Source organism: Streptomyces sp. APSN-46.1 (assembly GCF_022815725.1).
Classification (GTDB): Bacteria; Actinomycetota; Actinomycetes; order Streptomycetales; family Streptomycetaceae; genus Streptomyces.
Map to the genome: position 1 here is coordinate 186,436 of NZ_JALGRF010000009.1, position 24,668 is coordinate 211,103.

A 24,668-nucleotide genomic window follows, 5' to 3' on the forward strand; every position below is an offset into this window, starting at 1 on the left:
TCAGACCGCCTCTCCCTGACGGGCGGCCGCGAGGCGGACCGCGTCGAGGATCTTCTCGTAGCCCGTGCAGCGGCAGAGGTTGCCGGACAGGGCCTCACGGATGTCCTGGTCGGACGGGGAGGAGTTCTCCTCCAGCAGCGCGTCGGCCTGGACCAGGAGGCCCGGGGTGCAGAAACCGCACTGGACGGCGCCGGCGTCGATGAACGCCTGCTGGATGGTGGAGAGTTCGACGCCCTCGCCGGTCTGGGAGTCCGAACCCTTCGCCGACCACTGCTTGGCCGCGTCCAGGGAGACGCCGCCCTTGCCGCCGCAGCCGCCGCCGGTGCCGCAGGCACCGCCGTGGCCGTGCTCCTCGCGCTGCTTGGCGAACTCCGCCAGACCCTCGACGGTCACGACGTCGCGACCCTCGACCTGGCCGGCGGCCACGAGACAGGAGCAGACCGGCACGCCGTCGAGACGGACGGTGCAGGAACCGCACTCACCCTGCTCGCAGGCGTTCTTCGAGCCCGGCAGGCCCAGGCGCTCGCGCAGGACGTAGAGGAGGGATTCGCCCTCCCAGACGTCGTCGGCTTCCTGCTGACGGCCGTTGACAGTGAAATTGACGCGCATGTTACGCAGCCCCTTCAAGCGAGCGGCCGTTGCCGGTACCGCGGTACTGCTCCCAGGTCCAGACGAGCTGGCGGCGAGCCATGATGCCGACCGCGTGACGGCGGTACTTCGCCGTGCCGCGGACGTCGTCGATCGGGTTGGCCGCGCCGGAGGCGAGGTCACCGAACTGCTTGGCGATCGACGGGGTGATGACCTTGCCGGACTCCCAGAAACCGCCCTCTTCGAGCGCGGCGTTCAGGAACTCCTCGGCGGCCTTCGCGCGGATCGGGGTCGGCGCCGCCGAACCGATGCCGGTACGGACCGTGCGGGTCTCGGGGTGCAGCGCCAGACCGAAGGCGCAGACGGCGATGACCATCGCGTTGCGCGAGCCGACCTTGGAGTACTGCTGGGGGCCGTCCGCCTTCTTGATGTGGACGGATTTGATGAGCTCGTCGGCGGCCAGCGCGTTGCGCTTGACGCCGGTGTAGAACTCGTCGATCGGGATCAGGCGGGAGCCGCGCACGGACTCCACCTCGACCTCGGCACCCGCCGCGAGCAGCGCGGGGTGGGAGTCGCCGGCGGGCGAGGCGCAACCGAGGTTGCCGCCGACGCCGCCGCGGTTGCGGATCTGCGGGGACGCGACCGTGTGCGAGGCGAGCGCGAGACCCGGCAGTTCCGTCCGGAGGTTCTCCATGATCTGCGTGTACGGGACGGAGGCGCCCAGACGGACAACGTCCTCGCCGACCTCCCACTCCCGCAGCAGACCGATGCGGTTCAGGTCCAGGAGGTACTCCGGCCGACGGTGGTCGAAGTTGATCTCGACCATCACATCGGTGCCACCCGCAATCGGCACAGCTGTGGGGAACTCGGCCTTAGCGGCGAGCGCCTCCTCCCAGCTGGCGGGGCGAAGGAAGTCCATGTGCGGCTCTCTTCTTCTTCATCGTGTCGTTCACTTCAAGCCAGGAGGCCTCAGGGCCCTCGACTGGTCGTTCACGTGCTGTTAACGCGGTGTGGAGCCAGTACACAAGCCGCGCGTCCCCCGGGTGCAGTCACCGAAACCATGAAGGAGTTGGCTGACGGCCTCCCTCGTCTTGTAGATTCGTATGAAAGGCAGGATGCGACGACCTGCCCGATTTCCAACGGCAACATCGAGACAGATCGGCGGCGACATCATGCGGCTGCGCGCACTGCTGGAAACCGAGGCGCTGGGGCTGCGGCTGCTGGGCGGCGAGGAAGAACTCGACCGGACGGTCCGCGGGGTCATGACGACCGACCTGAGGGATCCCAGCCGATACCTCTCCGGAGGTGAACTCGTCCTCACCGGCCTGGCATGGCGAAGGAATTCAGCCGACTCCGAGCCGTTCGTACGAATCCTCGCGAGCGCGGGTGTCGCGGGCCTGGCGGCCGGTGAGGCGGAGCTGGGAGCCATCCCCGACGATCTGGTCTCGGCCTGTGTGCGCAACCGGCTGCCGCTGTTCGCTGTGAACGAAGACGTTGCATTCGCCACGATTACGGAATACGTCGTGCGGCAGGTTTCGGGAGAGCGCGCGGGCGACCTCGCGGCCGTCGTCGACCGGCACCGCCGCCTCATGACGTCCGGTCCCGCGGGTGGCGGACCCGATGTCGTACTGGATCTGCTCACCACGGACCTCGATCTCCGGGCCTGGGTGCTGTCGCCCACCGGCCGGCAGATCGCCGGGGCGGGCGAACCGCTCGCGCCGGGCGTGTGCGCGACACTGGCGAGTGAGCACCTCGCGGCGGTCCGGACGGGCCGCAGGGGCCCGCACCGGATCTCCATCCAGGGTATTACCTACTCCCTGTTCCCGATCAGGGGACACGGCCGCGGCCCCGGCGCCGGCGCCGCCACGCGGGACGTCCGCGAGAGCGTGCTGTCGGACTGGCTGCTGGCCGTGGAGGCGGACGCGGGCGACTGGCCCGCCGAGCGGCTCGATCTGCTCCAGGGCGTCACCCAGCTGATCGCCGTCGAGCGCGAGCGCCGGGACGCGGCCCGTACGGTGCGCCGCCGGCTGGCGCAGGAGGTGCTGGAGCTGGTCCAGACGGGCGCCCCGCCCGCCGAGATCGCCGCGCGCCTGCGGGTGGCCGCCCCGGTGCTGCTGCCCGGGCTGGGCACCGCCCCGCACTGGCAGGTCGTCGTGGCCCGGGTGGACTGGGAGGGCGGGAACATCCCCGGCGGCCCGGTGGCCCAGTCGCTGCTGGAGGAGATCCTCGTCGACCCGTCCGTATCGGGCCCGGAGCCCTCGGACCGGATCGCGGTGGCCCATGCGGGTGACGAGGCCATCGCCCTCGTCCCGCTGCCCGCGCTCTCCGGCGAGGCCGGGGAGGACATGGGACCCGCCTCCGCGCTGCACGCCGACGCGCTGCTGGCGACCGTACGCGAGCCCCTCGCGGCCGGCCTGGCCGACGACGGCCGGCTCACCCTGGGCGTCAGCGCGGCCGTGCACTCCGCGGAGGGGCTGCGCGGGGCGCTGGAGGAGGCCCGGCACGCCCGCCGGGTCGCCGCGGCCCGTCCCGGCCGGGTGTGCGCGGCGGGCCACCACGAGCTGGCCTCGCACGTCCTGCTGCTGCCGTTCGTGCCCGACGACGTGCGCCGCGCCTTCACGGCCCGGCTGCTGGACCCGCTGCGGGACTACGACCGCCGCCACCGCGCGGAGCTCATCCCGACGCTGGAGGCGTTCCTGGACTGCGACGGCTCGTGGACCCGGTGCGCGACGCGGCTGCACCTGCATGTCAACACGCTGCGCTACCGGGTCGGGCGAATCGAGCAGTTGACGGGCCGGGACCTCTCCCGGCTGGAGGACAAGCTCGACTTCTTCCTCGCACTGCGCATGAGCTGAGCCGATCGGGCCGGGGGCCGGCCGAGGCCGGCCGGGGGCGCCTGATGAAGCGTCCGGACTTTGTGAAAGAGTTCACCCGACCCCTTGGCCGATCAAGCAGATCCGTGCTCTCATTTCGCCCCAGGGCTCGAAGACGTGCTGCTTGATTGCTTTGGGGAGGGCAATGTGGCGGATACCGCCATGTCCGGTGCCGGATCTACCGGGGGAGACGACCCCCTCCAGCGGGCGATATGGCGGCTGCGCTCGCGCGGCTGTTGGACCGACGCGGCGGCCCTGCTGACGCCGCACACACAGAACGCGGGAGCGGCCGTGCAGCGCACCGCGCTGCTGGTCGAGCGCTGCCTGTTCACCGGGCAGGGCTGGGCCGAGGCGGAGGACGCGCTGCGGATCGCGGAGGCGGTCGCGCAGGACGACGACGAGCGGGGCGCGGCGGCCTGCGAACGGGGCCACCTGGCGTACGCCGCGACCGTGCTGGGCGTACGGGACCGGGCGGACGAGGCCCGCTCCGCGCTGGGCCGGGCGGCGGCGCTGCTGGGCCCCGGCTCGCGCACGCGGCCGCTGCTGGACTTCCGGCGGGGGCTGGTGGCCGAGCACCTCGCGGACGCCCCGCAGTCGGCCCGTCCGGCGTACCGGCGGGCGCACGCGGGCGCGGTGGCCCACGGGGACACGCTGCTGCTGTCCTTCACCTGGCGGCACCTGGCCGCGCTGGCCCTGCGGGACGGGGAGGTGGCCGAAGCCCGCAAGGGCTTCGCGGAGTCCCTGCGCATCCGGGAGGACCTGGGCTTCCTGATCGGCACGGCTCCGGCCCTCGCGGCGCTGGCCGAGGCCGAACCCGAACCGGAGGCCACGCGCCTGCGCGCCGAGGCCCGCCGCCTGTTCCACTTGCTGGGCGGCATCCCCACCTGGCTGGCGGACCAACTGGCCCCCTCCCCAGCGGCATAGCGAACCGCTGCGCGCCGCCGTTCCCTGTGGGCTCCGCCCCCAGACCCCCGCGCCTCAAACGCCGGCGGGGCTGGATTGCCCGCAGGGCCATCTCAGCCTCGCCGGCGTTTGAGGCGCGGGGTCCGGGGCAGAGCCCCGGCAACGGCGGCGCGCCAATCCAGCCCCGCCGGCGTTTGAGGCGCGGGGTCTGGGGCGGAGCCCCAGGGCGTGGCGGGGCCGGGCTGGGTCAGGGGCCGGCGGCCGCGAAGTGCTCCCGGACCAGGGGTTCGACCACCGGCAGGTCCCCGGCGATCAGGGCCTCAAGCAGGGCCGAGTGTTCCGCCGCGTCAGCGATGAGGTCGGCGCGCCGCACCCGCGGAGCGCCCGGCAGCGGCCACTGCGCCCGGCGGTGGAGTTCCTCCGCCACCTGGACCAGCTGCTGGTTGCCCCCCAGCGCCAGGACCTCCCGGTGGAAGGCCCGGTCCGCGTCCGCGTACCCGGCGAGGTCACCCGCCGCGGCCGCGTCCGTCGTGGCGGCGGCCGCCGGCCGCAGGGCCGCCCAGGCCTCCGCCGGAACCGTGCGGGCCAGCCGCAGCATCACCGGTACCTCCAGCAGCGCCCGTACCTCGGCCAGTTCGGCCAGGGCCCGCGGCGTACGCGTGAGGACGCGGAACCCCCGGTTCGGAAGGCATTCCACCGCCCCCTCCAGGGCCAGCTGCTGCATGGCCTCGCGCACCGGGGTCGCCGAGACGCCGAAGCGTTCCCCCAGGCCCGGGCCCGAGTAGATCTCCCCCGGCACCAGGTCCCCGTCGACCAGCGCCGCGCGCAGCGCGTCGAGGACCTGGCCGCGTACCGAGTGGCGCAGCATCTTCTGCGCCGGAATCAAAGGCTTCGCCGACACCCTGGCATGGGCCGCTTCGCGCACTCGGTCCTCCTCCGGGGGTCTCGACCTGCTTTGAGAATAGGTGACACGGTCCGACCCACCACGGCCGAGATCAGGTAAGGTAAGGCTAACCTCCTAACGATCGCGCGATTCGGTGGTCCTTCATGACCGTCACGGCCGTCACCCCCTCCACGTCCGCCACAGCCCACACAACCGCCCCGGTCGGCTCTCCGATGGCGGACGCGTACACACGCCTGGCCGAGGCGTTCGACGGCCTGCGGATCGTCGAGCGGGCCGCGCACGAACCCGCCCCTCGCGGTGCGGGGTGGGTCGGCGCGGACGAGCTCGCGGCGGGCGGGGCGGCCCTGGATGCCTTCCTCGACTGGGACGACGCCCAGGTCCTGCGGGACTACGGACTCCAGGCCCGGCCGGACGTGGTCGCCTCGTTCGGGCTGCACCGGTACGCGTGGCCCGCCTGCCTGCTGTTCACGGTGCCGTGGTTCCTCAGCCGGCGGGTCCCCCGCCTCCCGGCCGCCCAGGTGGCCTTCCACCGGACCCTCGGCCGCATGGCCGTCCACGTCGAAGGCTTCGCCTGCCTGCCGGACGACCCGGCGGCCGCCCTCCCCGGGGCCCGCGTCGTACCCGACGAGGAGGCGCTGCGCGAGGAGGTGCGGGCCGCGGTGGCCCAGCACCTCGGACCCGTACTGGAGGGCTTCGGCCCGCGCATGCGGCGCGGGCGCCGCGCCCTGTGGGGCATGGTGACCGACGAGGTCGTCGAGAGCCTCTGGTACGCCGGACGCCTGCTCGGTGAGGAACACCGGGCCATGGCCGAGCTGGAGGCCCTCCTGCCCGGCTCCACCGCCCCCTACACCGGGGGCGCCGGATTCCGGACGCTCGCCGGCCCGAACGGCGAGGAGCTGCCCACCCGGGACCGGGCCTCCTGCTGCCTCTTCTACACGATCCGCCCCGAGGACACCTGCGTCACCTGCCCGCGCACTTGCGACGCGGACCGGTTGACGCGGGTACGGGGATCCCGCCCCGCGGCGGCGGCCTCCGGCTGAACCCACCCGCGAGAATGAACGTAAATCGAACGCAACTCCGTGCGCCCGAGCGGCAGTTCGAGCCACAACACCCTATCCGACGGGCCCTTCCCCCCGATGGCGTCTTCTTGCCCCGAAACCCGCATGAACGGCGGACCGGCTGCGCCACTATGGCGCCCGGAACGCCGCATACGCGAGGCAAGGGACATCCGCATGAGACTGACCGACATATCGCTGGACTGGCTGCTGCCCGGCAGCCTGCTGATCCTGGGCGTACTTGCGGCAGTGGCGGTACTGGCCCGGGGCAAGCGGGAAGGCGAGAAGGCCGCGGCCGACGACAGCTGGGAGCGCAGCGAGGAGCGGCGGCGGCGCAAGGAAGCCGTCTACGGAACCGCCTCGTACGTCCTGCTCTTCTGCTGCGCGGCGGTCGCCGCCGCGCTCTCCTTCCACGGGCTGGTCGGCTTCGGCCGACAGAACCTGAACCTCTCCGGGGGCTGGGAGTACCTGGTCCCGTTCGGCCTCGACGGCGCCGCCATGTTCTGCTCGGTGCTCGCCGTCCGCGAGGCCAGCCACGGTGACGCGGCCCTCGGTTCCCGCATGCTGGTCTGGCTGTTCGCCGGTGCGGCCGCCTGGTTCAACTGGGTGCACGCGCCGCGCGGCCTCGGCCACGACGGCGCCCCGCAGTTCTTCGCCGGGATGTCGCTCTCGGCGGCCGTCCTGTTCGACCGGGCCCTGAAGCAGACCCGCCGGGCGGCGCTGCGCGAACAGGGCCTGATTCCTCGGCCGTTGCCGCAGATCCGGATGGTCCGCTGGCTGCGGGCACCCCGGGAGACCTTCGGCGCCTGGTCGCTCATGCTGCTGGAGGGCGTGCGCACCCTGGACGAGGCCGTCGACGAGGTACGCGAGGACAAGCGCGAGCGGGAGCAGGACCGGCACCGCCGGCGCGATCAGAACCGGCTGGACCGGGCGCGCATCAAGGCGCTCGGCCGGCAGAACCGGGCGTTCGGGCGGTCGCGCGGCCGTCAGGTCGAGCTCCCGGGGCTGGCCCCGGGAACGGGCTCCGCGCCGGTCGGCGCGGAGCCGGCCATATCGGAAGCGGGACAGCTGCCACTGCGACGCCGGCCCTCCCTCCAGGCCGTGAACGCGGCCGAATCCTTTGATTCGGCCGGCCACCGCACGGTGGACCTCACCGCCGAGGACGACACCCAGACGATCCCCCGACTCGACTCCCTGGAGCGCAAACTCAAGGACTTGGAGCAGCAGTTCGGCTGAGCCGCGCCAAGCGGCGCGGCTCCCCTCCCACGTGGCGCCGCGCGGCCGGACCCGGAGGGCCTGCCCGAGCACGCACCCGTGCTCAGGCAGGCCCTCCCTCGAACGTCGCGGCCAGCTCGAACCACACGACCTTGCCACCGCCCCGCGCCGGCGCGTCCACGCCCCAGGCGTCGGCGAGCGCCTGTACGAGGAGCAGCCCCCGGCCGTGCGTACCGTCGTCGGCGGTCGGTACGTACGGCCGGGGCCGACGGGTGGCGTAGTCCCGGACCTCCACCCTCAGCCGGGTCTCGGCGAGGCTGGCGGACACCTCCGCGCCCCGCTCGGTGTGGACGAGGGCGTTGGTGACGATCTCGGTGATCAGCAGTTCCGCCACCTCGGCGGTGTCCGCCCGGCAGCGGTGCCGCATCAACTCCCGTAACGCCCGGCGGACTTCGCCCACCGCCTTCAGATCCGCCCGGCGCAGGCTCCGGCTCATCTCCCGCGTGTCGGCCACGTCCGCCGCGCCCACCGCGTCCCCGTCCATGGCCGACGGTTCACGCGGTACGGGCCGCCCCCGTCTCCACAGCTTCCCGGTCTTCGCCCCCACCCGCACGGCGATGTCCTCCCCCGCGTCCGCTCTCCGATACGACAGCCTCTCGAACAGGCCTACGGGAGCATGCCCGCCGGGGCAATCCGCACTCCTGCGGGGTTACGGGCGGGGCAGGTTGCGGAGGTTGGATCGCGCCATCTGAACCATCCGGCCCACCCCGCCGTCCAGCACGATCTTGCTGGTGGAAAGTGCGAAACCGGTCACCATTTCCGCGCGGATCTTCGGGGGAATGGACAGCGCGTTGGGGTCGGTCACCACGTCCACCAAGGCCGGCCCCTTGTGCCGGAACGCGTCCTTCAAAGCCCCCGTGAGCTGCTTGGGCTTCTCCACGCGGACCCCGTAGGCGCCGGCCGCTCGGGCGATCGCGGCGAAATCCGGGTTCTCGTTCGTCGTCCCGTACGAGGGGAGGCCGGAAACGAGCATCTCCAACTCGACCATTCCCATGGATGAGTTGTTGAAGAGAACCACTTTGACGGGCAGGTCGTACTGCACCAGGGTGAGGAAATCTCCCATCAGCATCGAGAAACCGCCATCGCCCGACATCGACACCACTTGACGGTTCCGGTCGGTGAACTGTGCCCCGATGGCGTGCGGGAGGGCGTTGGCCATGGAGCCGTGGCTGAAGGAGCCGATGATGCGCCGCTTGCCGTTCGGGGAAAGATAGCGCGCCGCCCACACATTGCACATGCCCGTGTCGACGGTGAACACGGCGTCGTCGTCGGCCAGTTCGTCCAGCACGGACGCCACGTACTCGGGATGGATCGGCGTGTGCTTCTCCACCTTGCGGGTGTACGCCTTCACCACTCCCTCCAGCGCGTCCGCGTGCTTCTTCAGCATCCGGTCCAGGAAGCGGCGGTCCGTCTTGGCCCGCACCCGGGTGTTCAGGGCGCGCAGAGTCTCGCGGACGTCGCCCCACACCGCGAGGTCCAACTGGGAGCGGCGGCCGAGGTGTTCGGGCCGGATGTCCACCTGGACGATCTTCACGTCGTCGGGGAGGAAGGCGCTGTACGGGAAGTCCGTACCCAGCAGGATCAGCAGGTCGCACCCGTGGGTGGCCTCGTAGGCCGCGCCGTAGCCGAGCAGTCCGCTCATGCCCACGTCGTAGGGGTTGTCGTACTGGATCCACTCCTTGCCGCGCAGGGCGTGCCCGACGGGGGCCTTGACCCGGTCGGCGAACTCCATCACCTCGGCGTGCGCCCCGGCGGTGCCGCTGCCGCAGAACAGCGTGACCTTGTCCGCCTCGTCGATGAGCCGGACCAGCTTCTCGATCTCCCCTTCGCCGGGCCGTACGGTCGGGCGCACGGTGACCAGCGCGTGCTCGACGGTCTTGTCGGGTGCGGGCCGGGAGGCGACGTCCCCGGGAAGGGAGACCACGCCGACCCCGCCGCGCCCGATGGCGTGCTGGATGGCGCTCTGGAGCACCCGGGGCATCTGCTCGGGGTTGGAGATCAGCTCGCTGTAGTGGCTGCACTCCATGAACAGCCTGTCGGGGTGGGTCTCCTGGAAGTAGCCGAGGCCGATCTCCCCGGAGGGGATGTGCGAGGCGAGCGCGAGGACCGGGGCCATCGAGCGGTGGGCGTCGTACAGCCCGTTGATGAGGTGCAGGTTGCCTGGGCCGCAGGAGCCTGCGCAGGCGGCGAGCGAACCGGTGATCTGGGCCTCGGCGGCGGCCGCGAAGGCGGCCGTCTCCTCGTGCCGGACCTGGATCCAGTCGATGCCGCCCGTCCGGCGGATCGCGTCCACGATCGGGTTGAGGCTGTCGCCGACGACTCCGTACATCCGGCGTACGCCGGCGCGTACGAGGATGTCGACGAACTGCTCCGCCACGTTCTGCTTGGCCATGGAGGGGGCGCCCTTCCTGTGTGCGCGGGCCGTATGCGCCTTCCATCCACGCACGGTTCGCCCGGTTACGCCTCCCAGACCGCGGCGGCCGTCCGGTCGTCGGCGTAGCCCTTGAGGCGGAGCTGGGTGTCCGCGAGGAAGGCCGCCAGGCCCGGCGGGTCGGGCTCGGCCCAGCGGGCGGCGAGCTCGGCGGGGAGCAGGCCCTCCTCGCGCATCGGGTCCGCGAGGCCGCCGGAGCAGAGCAGCAGGGTGTCGCCGGGCCGGGCCACGGCGGCCCGGAAGCGGAACCCGCCGACCGGCTCCTCGGCGCCCTCCCGGGGGCCGCCGGGGCCGGGAGTGTCGCCGGGGCGGGCCGCGGCGGCGCGGAGGCGGAAGGCGCCGGCCGAATCCTCGGCGCCCTCCCGGGGGCCGTCCGGGGCGTCCGGGGCTCCTTCTGGGGCACTGTGCTGCTGGACGGGCTCCAGGTCCTCCCAGCGGCCCGCCCGGAGCCGGAACAGCCCGCCCGCGCCCGTACCGAAACAGACCCGGGTCTTGATCTCCGGGTCCACCGGGAGGAGCAGCCCGCGCAACCCGGCCGTGTACTCCTCGTCCGCGAGCCCCAGCTCCGCGGCGCGGGCCCGCAGCCGGCCGTAGGCACGGTCGGTGAGCCGTTGGAGCCCGGAGCGCAGGGCGTCGCGCCTGCCGGCCCGGATGTCCTCGGCCAGCCGCTCCTGGCTGCGCCCGATGGCCGCGGCGACCCACTGGCACACCTCGGCGGCGGCCTCCCGGGCCCCGGAGGCGGCCCGGTCGCCACCGGCGAGGGCCACGAGGACCAGGGAGTCGTCGCCGGTGCCGAAGCGGGCGGTGAGCAGGAAGTCCCGCCGGGCCTCGCCGCGGTAGCGCGCGGAGTCCCCGCGTACGGAGGCCGCGCGCAGGGTGTACGTGCCGTGGCGGGCCCCCTCCAGGACGGTGTCGGGGACCAGCCGGTCGAGGGCGCCGGGGTCGGCCACGGGCAGCGATCCGGGTTCGGCGGCGTAGGTCGGGGCCCGGTCCCCGAGGTGGCGCACCTCGGGGCGCTCGGCGGCGGGCCGCGCCGGGGCGGGCTCCGGCCCCGGCTTCCTCTCCTCCGGTTTCCGCTCCGGCTTCTTCTCCGGCTCCGGCGGGGCGGGTGTGTCCGCGCGCGGCACCCCCCACCGCCACACCGGCAGCTCCGGCGGCTCGGGCTGCACGGGCGGCACGGTCACGTCCCCGAGGGCATACCCGGTCGGCCCGGCCTGCCGCGGATCCCGCGGCGGCCCGGGCACGCCCGAGATCCCGCCCGCCCGCGGATCCCACCCGGCCTTCGCCCGCTCCGACCCCACCCCCCGACCAAACTCCGAACCCACCCGCGTCCCACCCGCCCCCGGCACATCCGGCCGCCGGACATCCCGCCCGGCCACATCCGGCCGGCGCAGGTTCGGCCCGGCCACATCCGGCCGCCGCACGTCCGGCCCGATCACGTCCGGCCGCCGCACATCCGGCCCGGTCAGGTCCAGCCCGGTCCCGTCCGGTCGGCGCACGTCCGCCACCGGCAGATCCGGCCGCGTCGCATCCGCCCGACGCAGGTCCGGCCCGGCCACGTCCGGCCGCCGCACGTCCGGCCCGGCCACGTCCGGCCGCCGCACGTCCGCCACCGGCAGATCCGGCCGCGTCGCATCCGGCCGGCGCAGGTCCGGCGCGGGCGGGTTCGGGCGGCGTAGGTCCGCCGTCGGGGGGTTCGGTCGTGGCGCTTCCGGCTCGCGCAGGTTTGGTTCGCCCTGGCGCTGGCCGGGCAGTACGGGGTCCGGGGGCGTCTGCGGCCGGGGGCCCGGCGGGGCGGACGGCTCCGTGACCACCACCGCCGCCGAGCGGAACCGGTGGTCCAGGGTGTCCCCCGGATCAGGCTCCGGTCCCGCGTCCGGGTCCTCGTACAGCTTCTGCCACCAGTCATCCGCGCCCTGCTGACTCATGCCCCCTATTCTCGGCCCGTCGGCGCGGCGAAAAACCCCGAATACCCGAACGGGGTCCTCCGCCCCGCTCAGCCGTACGAACTAGCGGATGCCGTAGGCCCGTGCGACCGTCCGGGTGACGGAGACCCCGTCCGGGTCCGTCAGTTCGACCTTCAGCGTCACCGGTTTGCCGGTCGGGGGTGCGGGAGCGCTCGGCGCCGCGCCCCCGTTCACAGAGGCGTCGTAGACCGCGATGAGCGGGAGCTTCTCGGCGTGGGCGCCGTCGTAGCCCTGCCGGATCAGGCCGTGACGTGCGAGAGCCCCTCGTCGGCCTTCCCGACGGCGAGCGCCGCGACCGCGCTCTCGGGATGCGCGTAGAGGCCCTTGCGCCGCCGGACCGGCGGGTCCGCACGAGCGGCTGTGAACCGTCCTCGTGCGGCATCGCGGTGGCGGCCGTGCGCCCGGCGGCGTCGGTGGAGGTGAGGATCCGGTCGCCGGTGACGAGGGTGTCTGCAAGCACTTCCGTAGGCACCACGGTTCCAACGCGTTTGGTACCACCTTCGAACCGGTAGTCGACGACTCACCCGAGGCACTGACGGCCTCTTCTCGCAGGTCACGTCTGTACATCAGCCCAACACCGGCCCAGCGGTCGAACGGGCGTCGTAGCCAAAAGAACTCGGAACTCTGGTACCAGCGAACGTTGCTACAAACACGAGGGGGCCGCCGTGGCCGCTCCGAGCGCGCGTGCACGATATCGGGCGCATCGCTCTCCTCAGCTGAATTCCGGCCATGTACCGCATTGCACGGCATTGCACGGCGATGTCACCGCGTAAATGGCTTCTGACCGGCGGATGTTGGCGCTGCGGTGGCGTCACCTTGGCAGAGTGGCGGTGGGTGCGGCGATGATGTCCGCGGCGGGTTCGCGCCGTGGCCGTTTCCCGCCGCCGGGCGGCGGTGTGCGGGAGTGCTGAGAGCGGGGTGGGCGGATTGCTGGGTGCGATAGGCCTGGACGAGGGCCAGGAGTCGGCGTACCGGGCGCTGGTGGCGCTGGGCGCGGCGGAGGTGCCGGACCTCGCGCATCGGCTGACCCTGCCGGTACCGCAGACCGAGCGGGCGCTGCGGCATCTGGAGCGGCAGGGTCTGGCGGCGCGGTCCTCGGCCCGGCCGGGGCGGTGGGTGGCGGCCCCGCCGGGGGTGGCACTGGACGCGCTGCTCACCCGGCAGCGGAACGAGCTGGAGCAGGCGGAGCTGGCGGCGGCGCTGCTGGCGCAGGAGTACCGGGCGGAGGCGTCCGAGCCGGCGGTGCACGACCTGGTGGAGGTGGTGACGGGCGCGAGCGCGGTGGCGCACCGCTTCCACCAGCTCCAGTTGGGCGCGGTGGAGGAGGTGTGCGCGCTGGTCACCGGTGGGCCGCAGGTGGTGACGGGGTTGGAGAACGAGGCGGATGAGCGGGCCTCCGTCGTACGGGGTGTCGCGTACCGGGTGGTGATCGAGCGGGAGGTACTGGCCCTGCCGACCGGGATCCGGGAGGCCGGGACGGCGTTGGCGCGGGGTGAGCGGATCCGGGTGACGGGCCAGGTGCCGACGAAGCTGGTGATCGCCGACCGGAGCCTGGCCCTGGTTCCGCTGACGACGCGGGGGGCGGAGCCGACGGCGCTGGTGGTGCATGCCTCGGGGCTGCTGGAGTCCCTGATGGGCCTGTTCGAGGCGGTGTGGCGGGAGTCGCTGCCGCTGCGGCTGGGCTCGACCGGCTCGGCGGAGGAGTCGGGGGGCGGCCCGGACGCCACGGACCTGGAGATCCTGACCCTGCTGCTGGCGGGGATGACGGACGCCAGCGTGGCCAAGCACCTGGAGCTGGGGCTGCGGACGGTGCAGCGGCGGGTGAAGGGCCTGATGGAGCTGGCCGGGGTCACGACGCGGCTCCAGCTGGGCTGGCACGCGTACGAGCGGGGCTGGGTGGCCCGATAGGACCTGGTCGGTCACGCTGAGCAGATGGATCTGCCTCAGCTGCTCCTGGTGGGGCTGGTGCTGCTGCTCGGCGTGGTGGGTGTGATGGTGCCGGGCGTGCCGGGGACGTGGCTGGTGTGGGCGGGGCTGCTGTGGTGGGCGCTGCACGAGCGGTCCTCGCTCGCGTGGACCGTACTGGTCTCGGCGACGGCGCTGTTGCTGGTGGTGCAGGTGGTGAAGTGGCTGCTTCCGCCGAGGCGGCTGCGGGGTGTTGTGGGGGCGACCCGCCGGATGGCGGTGTACGCGGGCGCGGGCGCGCTGGTGGGCTTCGTGGCCCTGCCGGTGGTAGGGGCGGTTCCGGGCTTCGTGGGGGGCATCTACCTGTGCGAGCGGCTGCGGCTCGGCACGCGCGGCGAGGCGTGGGCCTCGACCCGGGCGGTGATGCGGGCGGTGGGGACGAGCGTGCTGGTGGAGCTGTTCGCCTGCCTGCTGGTGACGAGCGCGTGGGTGGGCGCGGTGGCGGCGGGGTCCTGAGCGGAAGCGGTCTCGGGAACCGCTCAGGTCCGGACAGGGCCTGGTCGGGAGGGGCGTAGGCCGTCGGCCCGATGCGCCGGACCGGCATCGCTGCGAGGCTTTCCCGTATGAGGGACTTCAACGGTTTCAGCGAGGCGGAACTGGCGTACCTGCGCTCCCAGCGCCTGGGGCGGCTGGCCACCGTGGACGCGGCGGGGCAGCCGCAGGCGAACCCGGTGGGGTTCTTTCCCCAGGAGGACGGGACCATCCTGGTGGGCGGGGCGGCGATGGGCACGACGAAGAAGTGGCGCAACCTCCGGCGCGAGCCGCGGCTCGCGCTGGTCGTGGACGACCTGGTGAGCACCCGCCCGTGGCGTGTCCGCGGCATCGAGATCCGCGGCCACGCCACGCTGGAGGAGGGCCCGCACCACTTGGGCCCCCATTTCAGCCCGGAGGTGATCCGCATCCACCCGGACCGCGTCCACACGTGGGGCCTCTGACCGGCCCCCTTCAGCCCGCTCAGCCCGCCGACGTCACGGGGGTCCTCCGGCCGGAGTCCGGGGACAGCGGCTCCCGCCCGGCCAACGGCGCCGTACCCGAAGGCACGCCCACCCCCGGACGGGATCACCCCCGGACGGGATCGGCCCGGCCGGAATCAGGCCCGGACAGGATCGGGCCCGGACAGGATCAGCCCGGCCGGAATCAGGCCCGGCCGGGATCAGGCCCGGACGGGATCAGGCCCGGCCGGGATCAATCCCGGACGCCCCGCTTCGCCGCGTAGTTGGCGCGGCCGACCGCCGACTTCATGCGCCAGTCCCGGCGGATCTCGGAGCGCAGTCGCGCGTCCGTCTTCGCCACGATCCGCTGGTTCTCCCGGAGCAGCTTGCGGTAGCTCTCCAGGCGGCGCTCCGCCAGCTCCCCGGCGTCCACGGCGGCCAGCACCGCGCACCCCGGCTCCGCCTCGTGCGCGCAGTCGTGGAACCGGCACCGCGCCGCGTAGTCCTCGATCTCCGAGAAGACCTGCCCGACGCCCGCCTCCGCGTCCCACAGGCCGACGCCCCGCAGCCCGGGGGTGTCGATGAGGACTCCCCCGCCCGGCAGCGCCAGCAGGTTGCGCGTCGTCGTCGTGTGACGGCCCTTGCCGTCGACCTCGCGGGCCTGCTGGACCTCCATGACCTCGGCGCCGATCAGCGCGTTGGCCAGCGTGGACTTTCCGGCGCCGGAGATCCCGAGCAGCACGCTCGTACCGTCGGCCACGACCGCGGCCAGCACGTCCGTGCCCTCCCCCGTCAGGGAGGAGACGGTGAGCACCCGCACGCCCGGAGCCGTCGTCTCCACGTCGTCGACGAGCTGACCCAGCATGACCGAGTCCGGGACCAGGTCCGCCTTGGTCAGGACGACGAGGGGCTGTGCCCCCGACTCCCAGGCGAGCGCCAGGAACCGCTCGATCCGCCCCAGGTCCAGCTCGACGGCCAGGGAGACCGCGATGACGGCGTGGTCGACGTTGGCGGCGAGGATCTGCCCCTCGGAGCGCTGCGAGGAGGTGGAGCGCACGAAGGCGGTCCGACGCGGCAGGTACGCGTTCACGTAGCGCGGGTTTCCAGCCGTTTCGACGGCCGCCCAGTCACCGGTGCAGATGACCCGCAGCGGGTCGTGCGGGGTGACGAAGGCGGTGTCGGCGCGGACGGTGCCGTCCGCGGTGATGATGTCGCACTGGCCACGGTCGACCCGCACGACCCGCCCGGGGACCAGACCCCGCGCGGCGTACGGAGCGAACTCCGCTTCCCAGCCCTCGTCCCAGCCGTAGGCGGCGAGGACGTGCTGAGCATCAGAAGTGGAAGACGTGTTGAGCGAAGCGTTGAACAAGGGGAACCCTTCGAAGGGTGGCCCCGGCGGCGCGCTCTGCGCGCGTGAGTCGAGTGGGTGTCAGCCGGAGACCACAGGGGTGGAAACGATGAACTCCTGAATGCGGGCAGCGCCCGTCACCATGACAGTCATCAATGTCCTCACCTCCTGCTTCTTCTCAACGAACCAACACCGTTCCTCGGCAACGACACACAGCCGCGCCTTGGAACGAGCAGAACCATAGCCCCACCCAGGGCCGGGCACCACCGATTAATTCGGGGCTTCACCCGCGCGACCCCGACGCCTCGTCACTCACCCGAGCGGGCTAACAACCGAGCGCGAGGCCCCTTGTGCCCACTGGCTTGTCCCCCATTCGGAGTTGCGACCGCACGGGGGGCATGAGTCGGTAGGAGTCGTGTCCTGCCGGATCTCACCATCAGGAGGAGATATGGGCACCAAGCAGAAGGGCCGTTCGGCCGACAGGCTGTCCGTGGTTTTCGCGGTCCGTGTGATCGAAGGCGGCGAGCAGGGGTTTCTGGAGATGTACGACCGGATCCGGAAGTCCGTCGCCGGAACCCCCGGTCACATCGTCGAGAGGCTGGGAGAGCCCGTTGACGACTCCCGGCAGTGGGTGATCACCAGCGAGTGGGAGACGCCCGAGCACTTCTTCGCCTGGCAGCAGAGCGAGGACCACCGTGCACTGGTGGCCCCGCTCCGCGAGTGGGTCGACTCGACGCAGTCCCTGCGGTTCCGGGTCGTCAAGGAGACCACGAAGGAGACGTCATGACGCGCGCCATAGACGGCCCTGTCGCCGTCCTCGGTCTCGGCCTGATGGGCACCGGCCTGGCCACCCGCCTCCTCGACCAAGGCATACAAGTCCGGGTCTGGAACCGCACCTCGGAGCGGGCCGAACCGCTCGCCAAGGCGGGCGCCGTCGCCGCGGTCCATCCGGCCGATGCCGTCGAGGGTACGAGCGCCGCGATCTGCGCCGTCGCCGACGGCGAAGCCCTCGGCTCCGTGCTGCACGGGCCTGACGGAGTCCTGGCCAGGGGTACCTACCCCGGCGCCCTGATCTGCGCCAGCACCGTCGCCCCCGAAGAGGTCGTCCGTATCGCCGGGCACGTGCCGTCAGTTCTGGACGTCGGCATGCTCGGCAACCGTGAGCACGCCCGCGACGGCGAGCTGCGGCTGTTCGTCGGCGGCGAGGAGCGGGTCTTCACCTCGGGCCGGCCGCTGCTGGAGATGCTGGGCAAGGAGGTCGTCCATCTGGGCGCACTCGGTTCCGGCATGCGGATGAAGCTGCTCCTCAACCTGCTGATGGGGATAGAGGTGCAGGCTCTGGCCGAGGCCACCGAACTGGCGGCCGCCACGGGCCTCGACCGGCAGCTGGTTCTCAGGACGATCGCGGGCAGCGGCTTCGCCTCGCCGGTCATGGCGTTCAAGTCGAAGCGGCTGGCTGCCGGGCGCTTCGACGAGCCGGACTTCCGGCTGCGGCTGATGGCGAAAGACCTCATGCTCGCTTCCAAGCAGGCATCGGCGGCAGGCCTGCACCTGCCCCTCGCCGCCGCGGCAGCCGAGACGCACCTCCGCGCCACCGAGCTCGGACTGGGTGACGAGGACTGCGCCGCGGTCACCCGCGCACTCACACCGAACCCGGGAACCGACACATGATCATCGACATCCACGGGCACTTGTCCCCGCCGGAGGCAGCCAAACGCTTCCCCATGCCCCCCAGCCTGACCGACGTCGACGGCATGCTCGCCGCTCGCGCCGAGGCCGGGATCGACCTCACCATCATCGGCAGCCCGGTCGGCGCCGGCGCGATGGCGCGGGTCCCGGGCGTCGACAACTACGCGCAACCACGGGACCGGCTGCGCGGCTTTCACGCCTGGATGTCGGGCCTGATCGCCAAGTTCCCGGACCAGCTGCGCGGGTACGTGTACGCCAACCCGTTCGGCGACGACGATCACCTGGAAGGGGTGCGGGAGACCCTGGCGGACCCCGCCTTCGTCGGCCTGATCACCACGTCCAGCGTCCACGGGGAGCTGCTCGGCTCCCCGCGTGCCGACTCCTTCTTCGCGCTGGCGGCGGAGGCGGGAGTACCGGTCCTGGTGCACGCACCGGCCGAACCGATCGGCACGGAGCGGGTCGACGAGATCGGCTTCGTGGAGCAGATCGGCCGGTTCGGTGACATCACCGTCGGCATGGCCATGATCGCGTTCGCGGGATGGCTGGACAAGTACCCCGGTCTGCGGCTGATCGGCGCGACCGGCGGCGGCGCGATGGCGCTGCTGCCGGAGCGCCTGCAGACGGCGGCGCGCCCCCGGCACTGGGCCGGGGGCGCGCCGCCCCCCGCAGCGCCCGCGGCGTCGGCCTCGGCCCCGCCCGCGGCCAAGGTGCCGGCCTCCGCCCCGGCCGCGGCCAAGGTGCCCGCGGCCGACCCGGTCGCGGCACTCCAGCGCATGTACGTCGACACGAGCCCGTTCAGCGAGGCGCACCTGAGCCTCAACGCGGAGGTGCTGGGGCCCGAACGGATGCTGTTCGGCACCGACTCACCGCCGATGGCCGCGCCGCTGGAGGACTTCATCCGCATGATCGAGAAGCTGCCGGTCGACAAGGCGTCCCAGCAGCTCATCCTCGGCGGCAACGCCGAGGCCCTCTTCGACCTGAGGAGTCGTCCGTGACCACCACGCAAGAGGCCGTCACCGCAGCCGAGCGGTGCACCCCGGAGTACCGGCGCAACCCTCACGCGGTCTACGCCCATCTCCGGGAAGCGATGCCGGTCTGTCCCATGAGACCGCCGCACGGCAACGAGACGTACCTGATCACGCGGTACGAGGACGCGAAGGCCGCGCTGTCGGATCCGCGGTTGAGCAAGGACATGTACGGGGCCATGGACGCCTACCGGAGGATCTTCGGTGACTCGTCCGTGGCGCTGGACGACAACATGCTCAACTCCGACCCGCCCAAGCACACCCGGCTGCGAAAGCTGGTCAACTCCGCGTTCACCCCGCGCCGCGTGGAGGCGCTGCGGCCGCGGATCCGGGACATCGCCGAGAAGCTGCTCGACGCGTGTCCGACGCGGGAGCCCTTCGATCTGCTGCCGGCGTTCGCGTTCCCGCTGCCGATCACCGTGATCTGTGAACTGCTCGGCGTACCGCCGCAGGAGCGGTCGCAGATGCACCACCTGTCCGCCACGGTGGCGCAGACCGGTTTCAGCGCGGAGTCCAAGCGGGCCCAGCAGAAGGCCGAAGAGGATCTGCACGCGTACTTCACCGATCTCATCGCGCGCAAGCGCGGCCGACCGGGTGACGACCTGCTCAGCGCGCTCACCGCGGTCCGGGACAACGACGGCGGACTCACCGAGAGCGAGCTCGTCTCGACGGCGTTCCTGCTGATGTTCGCGGGTCACAAGACGACCGCCTATCTCATCGGCAATGCCGTCCACCACTTCCTGTCCCATCCCGCGCAGCTCCGCGCCGTGCGGGAGGACCCCGAGCTGGTCGGCCCGGCGGTGGAAGAGCTGGTGCGCTACGAGGGCTCCGTGGAGAGCGCGACGTTCCGCTACGCGACCGAGGACGTGGAGTACAGCGGGACGCGGATTCCGAAGGGCGCTCTGGTCCAGATCGCGCTCAGTTCGGCCAACCGGGATCCGCTGAAGTTCGACTCCCCGGACGAGTTCGATGTACGGCGGCCCGGGAACGCGCAGAACGCCCATCTGGGGTTCGGGCAGGGCACCCACTACTGCCTGGGAGCTCCGCTGGCCCGGCTGGAGACGCAACTGGCTCTCACCGGCCTGTTCAGCCGGTTCCCGAGAATGGCTCTGGCCGACCCCGCGAGTGAGGCGAAGTGGATGGAGGTTCCGTTCCCGGCCTTCCGCGGTCTCGCCGAGCTGTCCGTCGTGCTCGATCCCGCCGTGTCCTGACCGACGTACGACAACGCCGAGCGGGCCCCTCCGAAGCCTCCGGAGAGGGGCCCGCCGCTGTCGGCTCCGGCGCGGGCGCCCCGGCGGCGTCAATGCTTGCGCAGGCGGGACGAGTAGTCCTCCGGCGGCAGGAACTTCGACCACCGCTCGGGGAACTCCGAGGGCATCCCGGCGTCCTCGTCGTCCTCCGACTCCCCCTCGGCGAGCGCCCGCCACGCGGCGGCCCGGGCCACCAGCCGGGCGGCCTCCGCCTCGCGGACCCGCTCGTTCGCCTCGCGCGCGGCGGCCGTGGCCACGGAGGGCCAGACCCGGTCGATGGCGGCGTTCACGGCGGCGCCGACCAGTACGGCGAAGGCGGAGATGCCGATCCAGAGCAGCACCGCGACGGGCGCGGCCAGCGATCCGTAGATCGTCGGCCCCTCCACGGTGTTGGTCAGGTAGATCCGCAGCAGGAACGAGCCCAGCACCCACATGGCCAACGCCACGAGCGCGCCCGGGACGTCCTCGATCCACGGGGAACGCACGGGCACCGAGACGTGGTACAGCGTGGTGAGGAAGACGATGGACAGCAGCGTGACCGTCGGCCAGTAGAGCACCGCGATCACCTCCGTGCTCCAGGGCACCAGCCGCACCACCGCGTCCGGCCCCGCCACCATCAGCGGCAGCACGATCGCCCCGATCACCAGCGCGATCACGTACAGCAGGAAGGCCAGCAGCCGGGTCTTGACGATCCCCCGCTGCCCGTCGAGCCCGTACATGACGGTGATGGTGTCGATGAAGACGTTGACCGCGCGCGAACCCGACCACAGGGCGAAGGCGAAACCGAGGGAGACCAGGTCCGGGCGCCCGCTGCGGGTCACGTCGTCCAGCATGGGTCTCGCGATGTCGTTGACGCCCCGGTCGGAGAGCACGGTGCCGACCGCGCTCAGGATGTTCTCCTCGATGCTGGCCACGAAGGTGCCGCCGGTCCAGCCGTCCACGTAGCCGAGCAGGCCCAGCAGGCCGAGGAACAGCGGCGGCAGCGAGAGCAGGGTGAAGAAGGCCGCTTCGGCCGCGAGCCCGAGGATCCGGTACTCGATGCACGAGTTGACGGTGTCCTTCAGCAGCAGCCAGCCCATTGTGCGCTTGGAGACGTTGCGGTAGAGGGCACGTGCCCGATGGAGCCGCCCTGGGATCCACTCGGGTGTTTCTTTTGCTGGCTGCACGTCCTTACGGTATCCGCATGGCAGCCACCACCCACACAGTCAGCAACCAGGCTCCGCCCCTGGTGGCGTACGACGTCTTCGGCGGCGACCGGGTCCTCTCCGAGGGGGTGGAGCGGCATCTCGCCGACGCGCCCCCCGAACTCCTCGGCGAGGTACGGGAAGAGCTCACGGTCCTCGGGCGCGCCGCCGGCTCGACACAGGTCCAGAAATGGGGCCGGCAGGCGAACGAGAACCCGCCGGAGCTCCGTACGCACGACCGGTACGGGAACCGGATCGACGAGGTGGAGTTCCACCCGGCGTGGCACCGGCTCCTCGGCAAGGCGGTGGGCGCCGGGCTCACCGACGCGTGGGGGCGTCCCGCCGGGCATCTGAGGCGCGCGGCGGGATTCTTCGTGTGGTCGCAGGCCGAGGCGGGGCACGGCTGCCCGGTCTCGATGACGCACGCGGCGGTGCCGGCGCTGCGCGTGGATCCGGAGCTGGCCGCCGAATGGGAGCCGCGGCTGACCTCGCACCTGTACGAGCGGGAGCTGCGGCCCGCCGCCGAGAAGGCCGGCGCGCTGTTCGGCATGGCGATGACGGAGAAGCAGGGCGGCAGCGACGTACGGGCGAACACGACGGCGGCGGTGCCGCTGGACGCCGCCGGGGAGTACCTGCTGACCGGGCACAAGTGGTTCTGCTCGGCGCCGATGTCCGACGGTTTCCTGGTGCTGGCGCAGGCTCCGGGAGGGCTGACCTGCTTCCTGGTGCCGAGGGTGCTGCCGGACGGCTCCCGCAATGTCTTCGCGCTCCAGCGGCTGAAGGACAAACTGGGCAACAGGTCGAACGCGTCGGGCGAGGTGGAGTTCGACGGGACCTGGGCGCGCCGGGTGGGTGAGGAGGGCCGGGGGGTCGCGACCATCATCGAGATGGTCGCGGCGACCCGGCTGGACTGTGTCATCGGCTCGGCCGCGCAGATGCGCCAGGCCCTGACCCAGGCCGTCCACCACGCGGAGCACCGCTCCGCTTTCGGAGCACGGCTCATCGAACAGCCCCTGATGCGCAATGTGCTGGCCGACCTCGCGCTGGAGTCGGAGGCGGCGACGGTACTGGCGCTGCGGCTCGCGGCGGCACAGGACTCCGTCCAGAGCGCGGACACGGAGCGGGAGCGGGCCTTCTTGCGCATCGCGGTGCCCACCGCGAAGTACTGGGTGACCAAGCGGTGTACGCCGATGGTCGCGGAGGCCCTGGAGTGTCTGGGCGGAAACGGCTACGTCGAGGAGTCGGGGCTGCCGAGACTTCTGCGGGAGTCCCCGCTGAACTCGATCTGGGAGGGCTCGGGCAACGTACAGGCGCTGGACGTCCTGCGGGCGCTCCAGAGGGAGCCGATGGCCCTGAACGCGTTCCTCCAGGAGGTCGGGTCGGCGCGGGGCGCCGATCACCGGCTGGATTCGGCCATCAAGGACCTGCTGACGGATCTGGCCGATCTGGAGGGGATCCAGGCCCGGGCCCGCCGGGTGGTGGAGCGGATGGCCCTGGTGCTCCAGGGGTCACTGCTGGTGCGCTGGGCCCCGCCGGAGGTGGCGGACGCGTTCTGCGCGTCCCGGCTGGGCCACGACTGGGGCTCGGCGTTCGGGACGCTGCCGCACAGCCTTGGCCTGGGCGCGGTGGTGGAACGGGCGCGGATCGCGGGCTGAGGAGTGGTCCCCGAACCGCTCCGGGCCGGGATCCGGACCCGTTGGCCGAAGATCGGGGGCGGCGCCGCGCCGACTCGGCACCACCCCTGATCCGATGAGCCCCCGAGGAAGGAGCTGTCACGCCGCTCGGCGACGTCCGGACAGTTTCGGTCGGGTGACCTGGGCTTGGCGAGAGTTGCGTACCGTTGCAACTCTTCCGGTCGGAACCCCCGCCGCGCGCCAGGGGAAGCGGTACGCGCGGACGCCCGGGGGCTCCGGCAGCACGTCTGTTTCACACGGGGAGGTTCCGGTGGGCGACACCGCAGTCAGCTCGATCGACGTGGCGCGCATTTCGGCCATGGACGCGCGCGAGGCCACGCGTCTGCTGAAGGGAGTACGGGCTGCCGCGCTGGCCGGGAATCGCCCCCCGGCCGCCCCGCGCCCGGAGATCGCGGAATCCTGGCGGCGGATGCTGGCGGGCGGGGTGCACCCGGACCGGGACGCGCGCTCGCGGATGCTGTCCGCCGCCGAGACGGAGGAGAGGCGGCAGGTCTCCCCGCTGCGGGAGCTGCTGCCGGTGCTGCGCGAGGGGCTGCTGCCGGCACTGGACCAGGCGCTGCACATCATGGTCGTCGCCGACGCGGAGGGGCGGCTGCTGTGGCGGGAGGGGCACTCCTCGATCCTGCGCAAGGCGGACCGGCTGGGTTTCGGGGTGGGCGCCGACTGGGACGAGGCCGTGGTCGGCACGAACGGCGTGGGGACCGCCCTGGTCGCCCGGCGGCCGGTCCAGGTGTTCTCGGCGGAGCACTTCGTCTCCAGCCACCACGACTGGACCTGCGCGGGAGCGCCGCTGCGGGACCCGCGCGACGGCCGGCTGCTGGGGGTGGTGGACGTCAGCGGGCCGCTGGCCACGATGCACCCGGCGACGCTGGCGTGGGTGAGCTCGGTGGCCCGGCTCGCGGAGCGGGAGCTGCGGGTGCGGCACCTGGAGTCGCTGGAGCGGCTGCGGGCGGTGGCGGCCCCGATGCTGGCCCGGCTGCCGGGGCGGGCCCTCGCGGTGGACGCGCACGGCTGGACGGCGGCCGTGACGGGGCTGGCGCCCGAGGAGCGGATCCCGCTCCCGAAGCGGTTCGGGCCGGGCCGGGTGTGGGTGCCGCGGCTGGGGGACTGCGTGGTGGAGGCGCTGCCCGGCGGCTGGCTGCTGCGCGTCGCGGATTCCCGTACGGACGCCCCGGCGGGCCGGGTGGTGCTGGACTTCAGCCGGCCCCGGTCCTGGTCGGCGACGGTGTACGGGGCCGCGGGGAGCTGGTCGCAGGAGCTGAGCCCGCGCCACGCGGAGCTGCTGTTCCTGCTGGCGGAGTCCCCGCGCGGCCGCTCGGCGGCGGAGCTCTCGGCGGAGCTCTTCGGGGACCCCACCCGTACGGTGACGGTCCGCGCGGAGATGTCCCGGGTACGCCGCCACCTGGCCGGGGTCCTGGCCCACCGGCCGTACCGCTTCGCGGAGGACGTGGAGGTGGAGGTGATCCGCCCGCAGGACCCGGCCGAGCTGCTGCCGCACTCCGTGGCCCCGGCGGTGGTCGGGGCCCGCCGGGGCGGGACGGGACCCGGGGGTGGCTCCCGGCGGTAGCGGGGGGAGTGGTTCCCT

The 24,668-nt window shown here is 72.6% G+C and carries 22 protein-coding genes; 13 read left to right on the forward strand and 9 right to left on the reverse strand.

Annotated elements, in window-relative coordinates; translation table 11 throughout:
• Together MTF65_RS22840 and MTF65_RS22845 are read right to left on the reverse strand one after the other, a co-directional pair.
• The gene (locus MTF65_RS22840) at positions 1 to 609 is read right to left on the reverse strand and encodes a (2Fe-2S)-binding protein (RefSeq protein ID WP_243630766.1); all 609 of its coding nucleotides are present in this window, start codon (positions 607 to 609) and stop codon (positions 1 to 3) included.
• A gap of 1 nt (position 610) precedes the next feature.
• Positions 611 to 1,507 carry a xanthine dehydrogenase family protein subunit M gene (locus tag MTF65_RS22845; protein ID WP_243630767.1) on the reverse strand — a complete coding sequence of 299 codons (897 nt, stop codon included), beginning with the start codon at positions 1,505 to 1,507 and terminating at the stop codon, positions 611 to 613.
• A 253-nt stretch (positions 1,508 to 1,760) separates the two neighbouring features.
• Here MTF65_RS22845 and MTF65_RS22850 point away from each other — a divergent pair, with 253 nt between their 5' ends.
• On the forward strand, positions 1,761 to 3,443 hold the full coding sequence (locus tag MTF65_RS22850) for a PucR family transcriptional regulator ligand-binding domain-containing protein (protein ID WP_243630768.1): 1,683 nt from the start codon (positions 1,761 to 1,763) through the stop codon (positions 3,441 to 3,443).
• 165 nt (positions 3,444 to 3,608) lie between these two features.
• The gene (locus MTF65_RS22855) at positions 3,609 to 4,385 is read left to right on the forward strand and encodes a hypothetical protein (protein ID WP_243630769.1); all 777 of its coding nucleotides are present in this window, start codon (positions 3,609 to 3,611) and stop codon (positions 4,383 to 4,385) included.
• Between the two features lie 226 nt (positions 4,386 to 4,611).
• Here MTF65_RS22855 and MTF65_RS22860 read toward each other — a convergent pair whose 3' ends face one another.
• Complete coding sequence (locus MTF65_RS22860) at positions 4,612 to 5,265, reverse strand: GntR family transcriptional regulator (protein WP_243630820.1); 654 nt, start codon at positions 5,263 to 5,265, stop codon at positions 4,612 to 4,614.
• Between the two features lie 146 nt (positions 5,266 to 5,411).
• Between MTF65_RS22860 and MTF65_RS22865 the strand changes: the two genes are divergently transcribed.
• Both MTF65_RS22865 and MTF65_RS22870 read left to right on the forward strand, forming a co-directional pair.
• Positions 5,412 to 6,308 carry a (2Fe-2S)-binding protein gene (locus MTF65_RS22865; protein WP_374207284.1) on the forward strand — a complete coding sequence of 299 codons (897 nt, stop codon included), beginning with the start codon at positions 5,412 to 5,414 and terminating at the stop codon, positions 6,306 to 6,308.
• Positions 6,309 to 6,500: 192 nt separating this feature from the next.
• Positions 6,501 to 7,559 (forward strand): DUF2637 domain-containing protein, encoded by a 1,059-nt coding sequence (locus tag MTF65_RS22870; RefSeq protein WP_243630770.1) that lies wholly within the window; start codon positions 6,501 to 6,503, stop codon positions 7,557 to 7,559.
• Between the two features lie 82 nt (positions 7,560 to 7,641).
• Here MTF65_RS22870 and MTF65_RS22875 read toward each other — a convergent pair whose 3' ends face one another.
• From MTF65_RS22875 to MTF65_RS30335, 4 genes are all read right to left on the reverse strand, one after another.
• Positions 7,642 to 8,082: an ATP-binding protein gene (locus MTF65_RS22875; RefSeq protein ID WP_243630771.1), complete on the reverse strand. Its 441-nt coding sequence runs from the start codon at positions 8,080 to 8,082 to the stop codon at positions 7,642 to 7,644.
• A gap of 165 nt (positions 8,083 to 8,247) precedes the next feature.
• Complete coding sequence (locus MTF65_RS22880; protein ID WP_243630772.1) at positions 8,248 to 9,990, reverse strand: pyruvate dehydrogenase; 1,743 nt, start codon at positions 9,988 to 9,990, stop codon at positions 8,248 to 8,250.
• A gap of 65 nt (positions 9,991 to 10,055) precedes the next feature.
• The gene (locus MTF65_RS22885) at positions 10,056 to 11,957 is read right to left on the reverse strand and encodes a protein phosphatase 2C domain-containing protein (protein WP_243630773.1); all 1,902 of its coding nucleotides are present in this window, start codon (positions 11,955 to 11,957) and stop codon (positions 10,056 to 10,058) included.
• 81 nt (positions 11,958 to 12,038) lie between these two features.
• On the reverse strand, positions 12,039 to 12,170 hold the full coding sequence (locus MTF65_RS30335) for a hypothetical protein (protein ID WP_279399440.1): 132 nt from the start codon (positions 12,168 to 12,170) through the stop codon (positions 12,039 to 12,041).
• A 753-nt stretch (positions 12,171 to 12,923) separates the two neighbouring features.
• On the opposite strand from MTF65_RS30335, the gene MTF65_RS22895 reads away from it, so the two are divergent.
• The 3 genes from MTF65_RS22895 (at position 12,924) to MTF65_RS22905 (ending at position 14,896) form a co-directional block, all read left to right on the forward strand.
• Entirely contained in the window at positions 12,924 to 13,904 is a 981-nt protein-coding gene (locus MTF65_RS22895) for a helix-turn-helix domain-containing protein (RefSeq protein WP_243630774.1), read from the forward strand.
• 24 nt (positions 13,905 to 13,928) lie between these two features.
• Positions 13,929 to 14,417, forward strand: coding sequence for a DUF456 domain-containing protein (locus MTF65_RS22900; protein WP_243630775.1), 489 nt, complete (start codon positions 13,929 to 13,931; stop codon positions 14,415 to 14,417).
• Positions 14,418 to 14,524: 107 nt separating this feature from the next.
• Complete coding sequence (locus tag MTF65_RS22905; protein WP_243630776.1) at positions 14,525 to 14,896, forward strand: PPOX class F420-dependent oxidoreductase; 372 nt, start codon at positions 14,525 to 14,527, stop codon at positions 14,894 to 14,896.
• A 250-nt stretch (positions 14,897 to 15,146) separates the two neighbouring features.
• On the opposite strand, the gene rsgA is transcribed toward MTF65_RS22905, so the two are convergent.
• Complete coding sequence (gene rsgA, locus MTF65_RS22910) at positions 15,147 to 16,262, reverse strand: ribosome small subunit-dependent GTPase A (protein ID WP_243630777.1); 1,116 nt, start codon at positions 16,260 to 16,262, stop codon at positions 15,147 to 15,149.
• 427 nt (positions 16,263 to 16,689) lie between these two features.
• Between rsgA and MTF65_RS22915 the strand changes: the two genes are divergently transcribed.
• The 4 genes from MTF65_RS22915 to MTF65_RS22930 are packed head-to-tail and all read left to right on the forward strand — an operon-like array spanning position 16,690 to position 20,166.
• On the forward strand, positions 16,690 to 17,028 hold the full coding sequence (locus tag MTF65_RS22915; protein ID WP_243630778.1) for an antibiotic biosynthesis monooxygenase: 339 nt from the start codon (positions 16,690 to 16,692) through the stop codon (positions 17,026 to 17,028).
• Positions 17,025 to 17,912, forward strand: coding sequence for an NAD(P)-dependent oxidoreductase (locus tag MTF65_RS22920; RefSeq protein WP_243630779.1), 888 nt, complete (start codon positions 17,025 to 17,027; stop codon positions 17,910 to 17,912). Before MTF65_RS22915 ends, MTF65_RS22920 begins: the two co-directional genes overlap by 4 nt.
• Positions 17,909 to 18,925 carry an amidohydrolase family protein gene (locus tag MTF65_RS22925; protein WP_243630780.1) on the forward strand — a complete coding sequence of 339 codons (1,017 nt, stop codon included), beginning with the start codon at positions 17,909 to 17,911 and terminating at the stop codon, positions 18,923 to 18,925. Before MTF65_RS22920 ends, MTF65_RS22925 begins: the two co-directional genes overlap by 4 nt.
• Positions 18,922 to 20,166, forward strand: a complete 1,245-nt coding sequence (locus MTF65_RS22930; protein WP_243630781.1) for a cytochrome P450 — start codon at positions 18,922 to 18,924, stop codon at positions 20,164 to 20,166. The genes MTF65_RS22925 and MTF65_RS22930 overlap by 4 nt, the downstream gene beginning before the upstream one ends.
• An 89-nt stretch (positions 20,167 to 20,255) precedes the next feature.
• Here the strand turns inward: MTF65_RS22930 and MTF65_RS22935 are convergent, their stop codons facing one another.
• Positions 20,256 to 21,371 (reverse strand): YihY/virulence factor BrkB family protein, encoded by a 1,116-nt coding sequence (locus tag MTF65_RS22935; protein WP_243630782.1) that lies wholly within the window; start codon positions 21,369 to 21,371, stop codon positions 20,256 to 20,258.
• A 17-nt stretch (positions 21,372 to 21,388) separates the two neighbouring features.
• On the opposite strand from MTF65_RS22935, the gene MTF65_RS22940 reads away from it, so the two are divergent.
• Entirely contained in the window at positions 21,389 to 23,044 is a 1,656-nt protein-coding gene (locus MTF65_RS22940) for an acyl-CoA dehydrogenase family protein (protein WP_243630783.1), read from the forward strand.
• 337 nt (positions 23,045 to 23,381) lie between these two features.
• Positions 23,382 to 24,650: a GAF domain-containing protein gene (locus tag MTF65_RS22945; RefSeq protein WP_243630822.1), complete on the forward strand. Its 1,269-nt coding sequence runs from the start codon at positions 23,382 to 23,384 to the stop codon at positions 24,648 to 24,650.
• Positions 24,651 to 24,668: the final 18 nt, after the last annotated feature.

Bases quoted from the DNA above. Each gene is read 5' to 3' on its own strand.
- MTF65_RS22840 (WP_243630766.1), bottom strand. From the start codon at position 609: ATGCGCGTCAATTTCACTGTCAACGGCCGTCAGCAGGAAGCCGACGAC.
- MTF65_RS22845 (WP_243630767.1), bottom strand. From the start codon at position 1,507: ATGGACTTCCTTCGCCCCGCCAGCTGGGAGGAGGCGCTCGCCGCTAAG.
- MTF65_RS22850 (WP_243630768.1), top strand. From the start codon at position 1,761: ATGCGGCTGCGCGCACTGCTGGAAACCGAGGCGCTGGGGCTGCGGCTG.
- MTF65_RS22865 (WP_374207284.1), top strand. From the start codon at position 5,412: ATGACCGTCACGGCCGTCACCCCCTCCACGTCCGCCACAGCCCACACA.
- MTF65_RS22870 (WP_243630770.1), top strand. From the start codon at position 6,501: ATGAGACTGACCGACATATCGCTGGACTGGCTGCTGCCCGGCAGCCTG.
- MTF65_RS22875 (WP_243630771.1), bottom strand. From the start codon at position 8,082: ATGGACGGGGACGCGGTGGGCGCGGCGGACGTGGCCGACACGCGGGAG.
- MTF65_RS22880 (WP_243630772.1), bottom strand. From the start codon at position 9,990: ATGGCCAAGCAGAACGTGGCGGAGCAGTTCGTCGACATCCTCGTACGC.
- MTF65_RS22885 (WP_243630773.1), bottom strand. From the start codon at position 11,957: ATGAGTCAGCAGGGCGCGGATGACTGGTGGCAGAAGCTGTACGAGGAC.
- MTF65_RS22900 (WP_243630775.1), top strand. From the start codon at position 13,929: ATGGATCTGCCTCAGCTGCTCCTGGTGGGGCTGGTGCTGCTGCTCGGC.
- MTF65_RS22905 (WP_243630776.1), top strand. From the start codon at position 14,525: ATGAGGGACTTCAACGGTTTCAGCGAGGCGGAACTGGCGTACCTGCGC.
- MTF65_RS22915 (WP_243630778.1), top strand. From the start codon at position 16,690: ATGGGCACCAAGCAGAAGGGCCGTTCGGCCGACAGGCTGTCCGTGGTT.
- MTF65_RS22920 (WP_243630779.1), top strand. From the start codon at position 17,025: ATGACGCGCGCCATAGACGGCCCTGTCGCCGTCCTCGGTCTCGGCCTG.
- MTF65_RS22925 (WP_243630780.1), top strand. From the start codon at position 17,909: ATGATCATCGACATCCACGGGCACTTGTCCCCGCCGGAGGCAGCCAAA.
- MTF65_RS22940 (WP_243630783.1), top strand. From the start codon at position 21,389: ATGGCAGCCACCACCCACACAGTCAGCAACCAGGCTCCGCCCCTGGTG.
- MTF65_RS22945 (WP_243630822.1), top strand. From the start codon at position 23,382: ATGGACGCGCGCGAGGCCACGCGTCTGCTGAAGGGAGTACGGGCTGCC.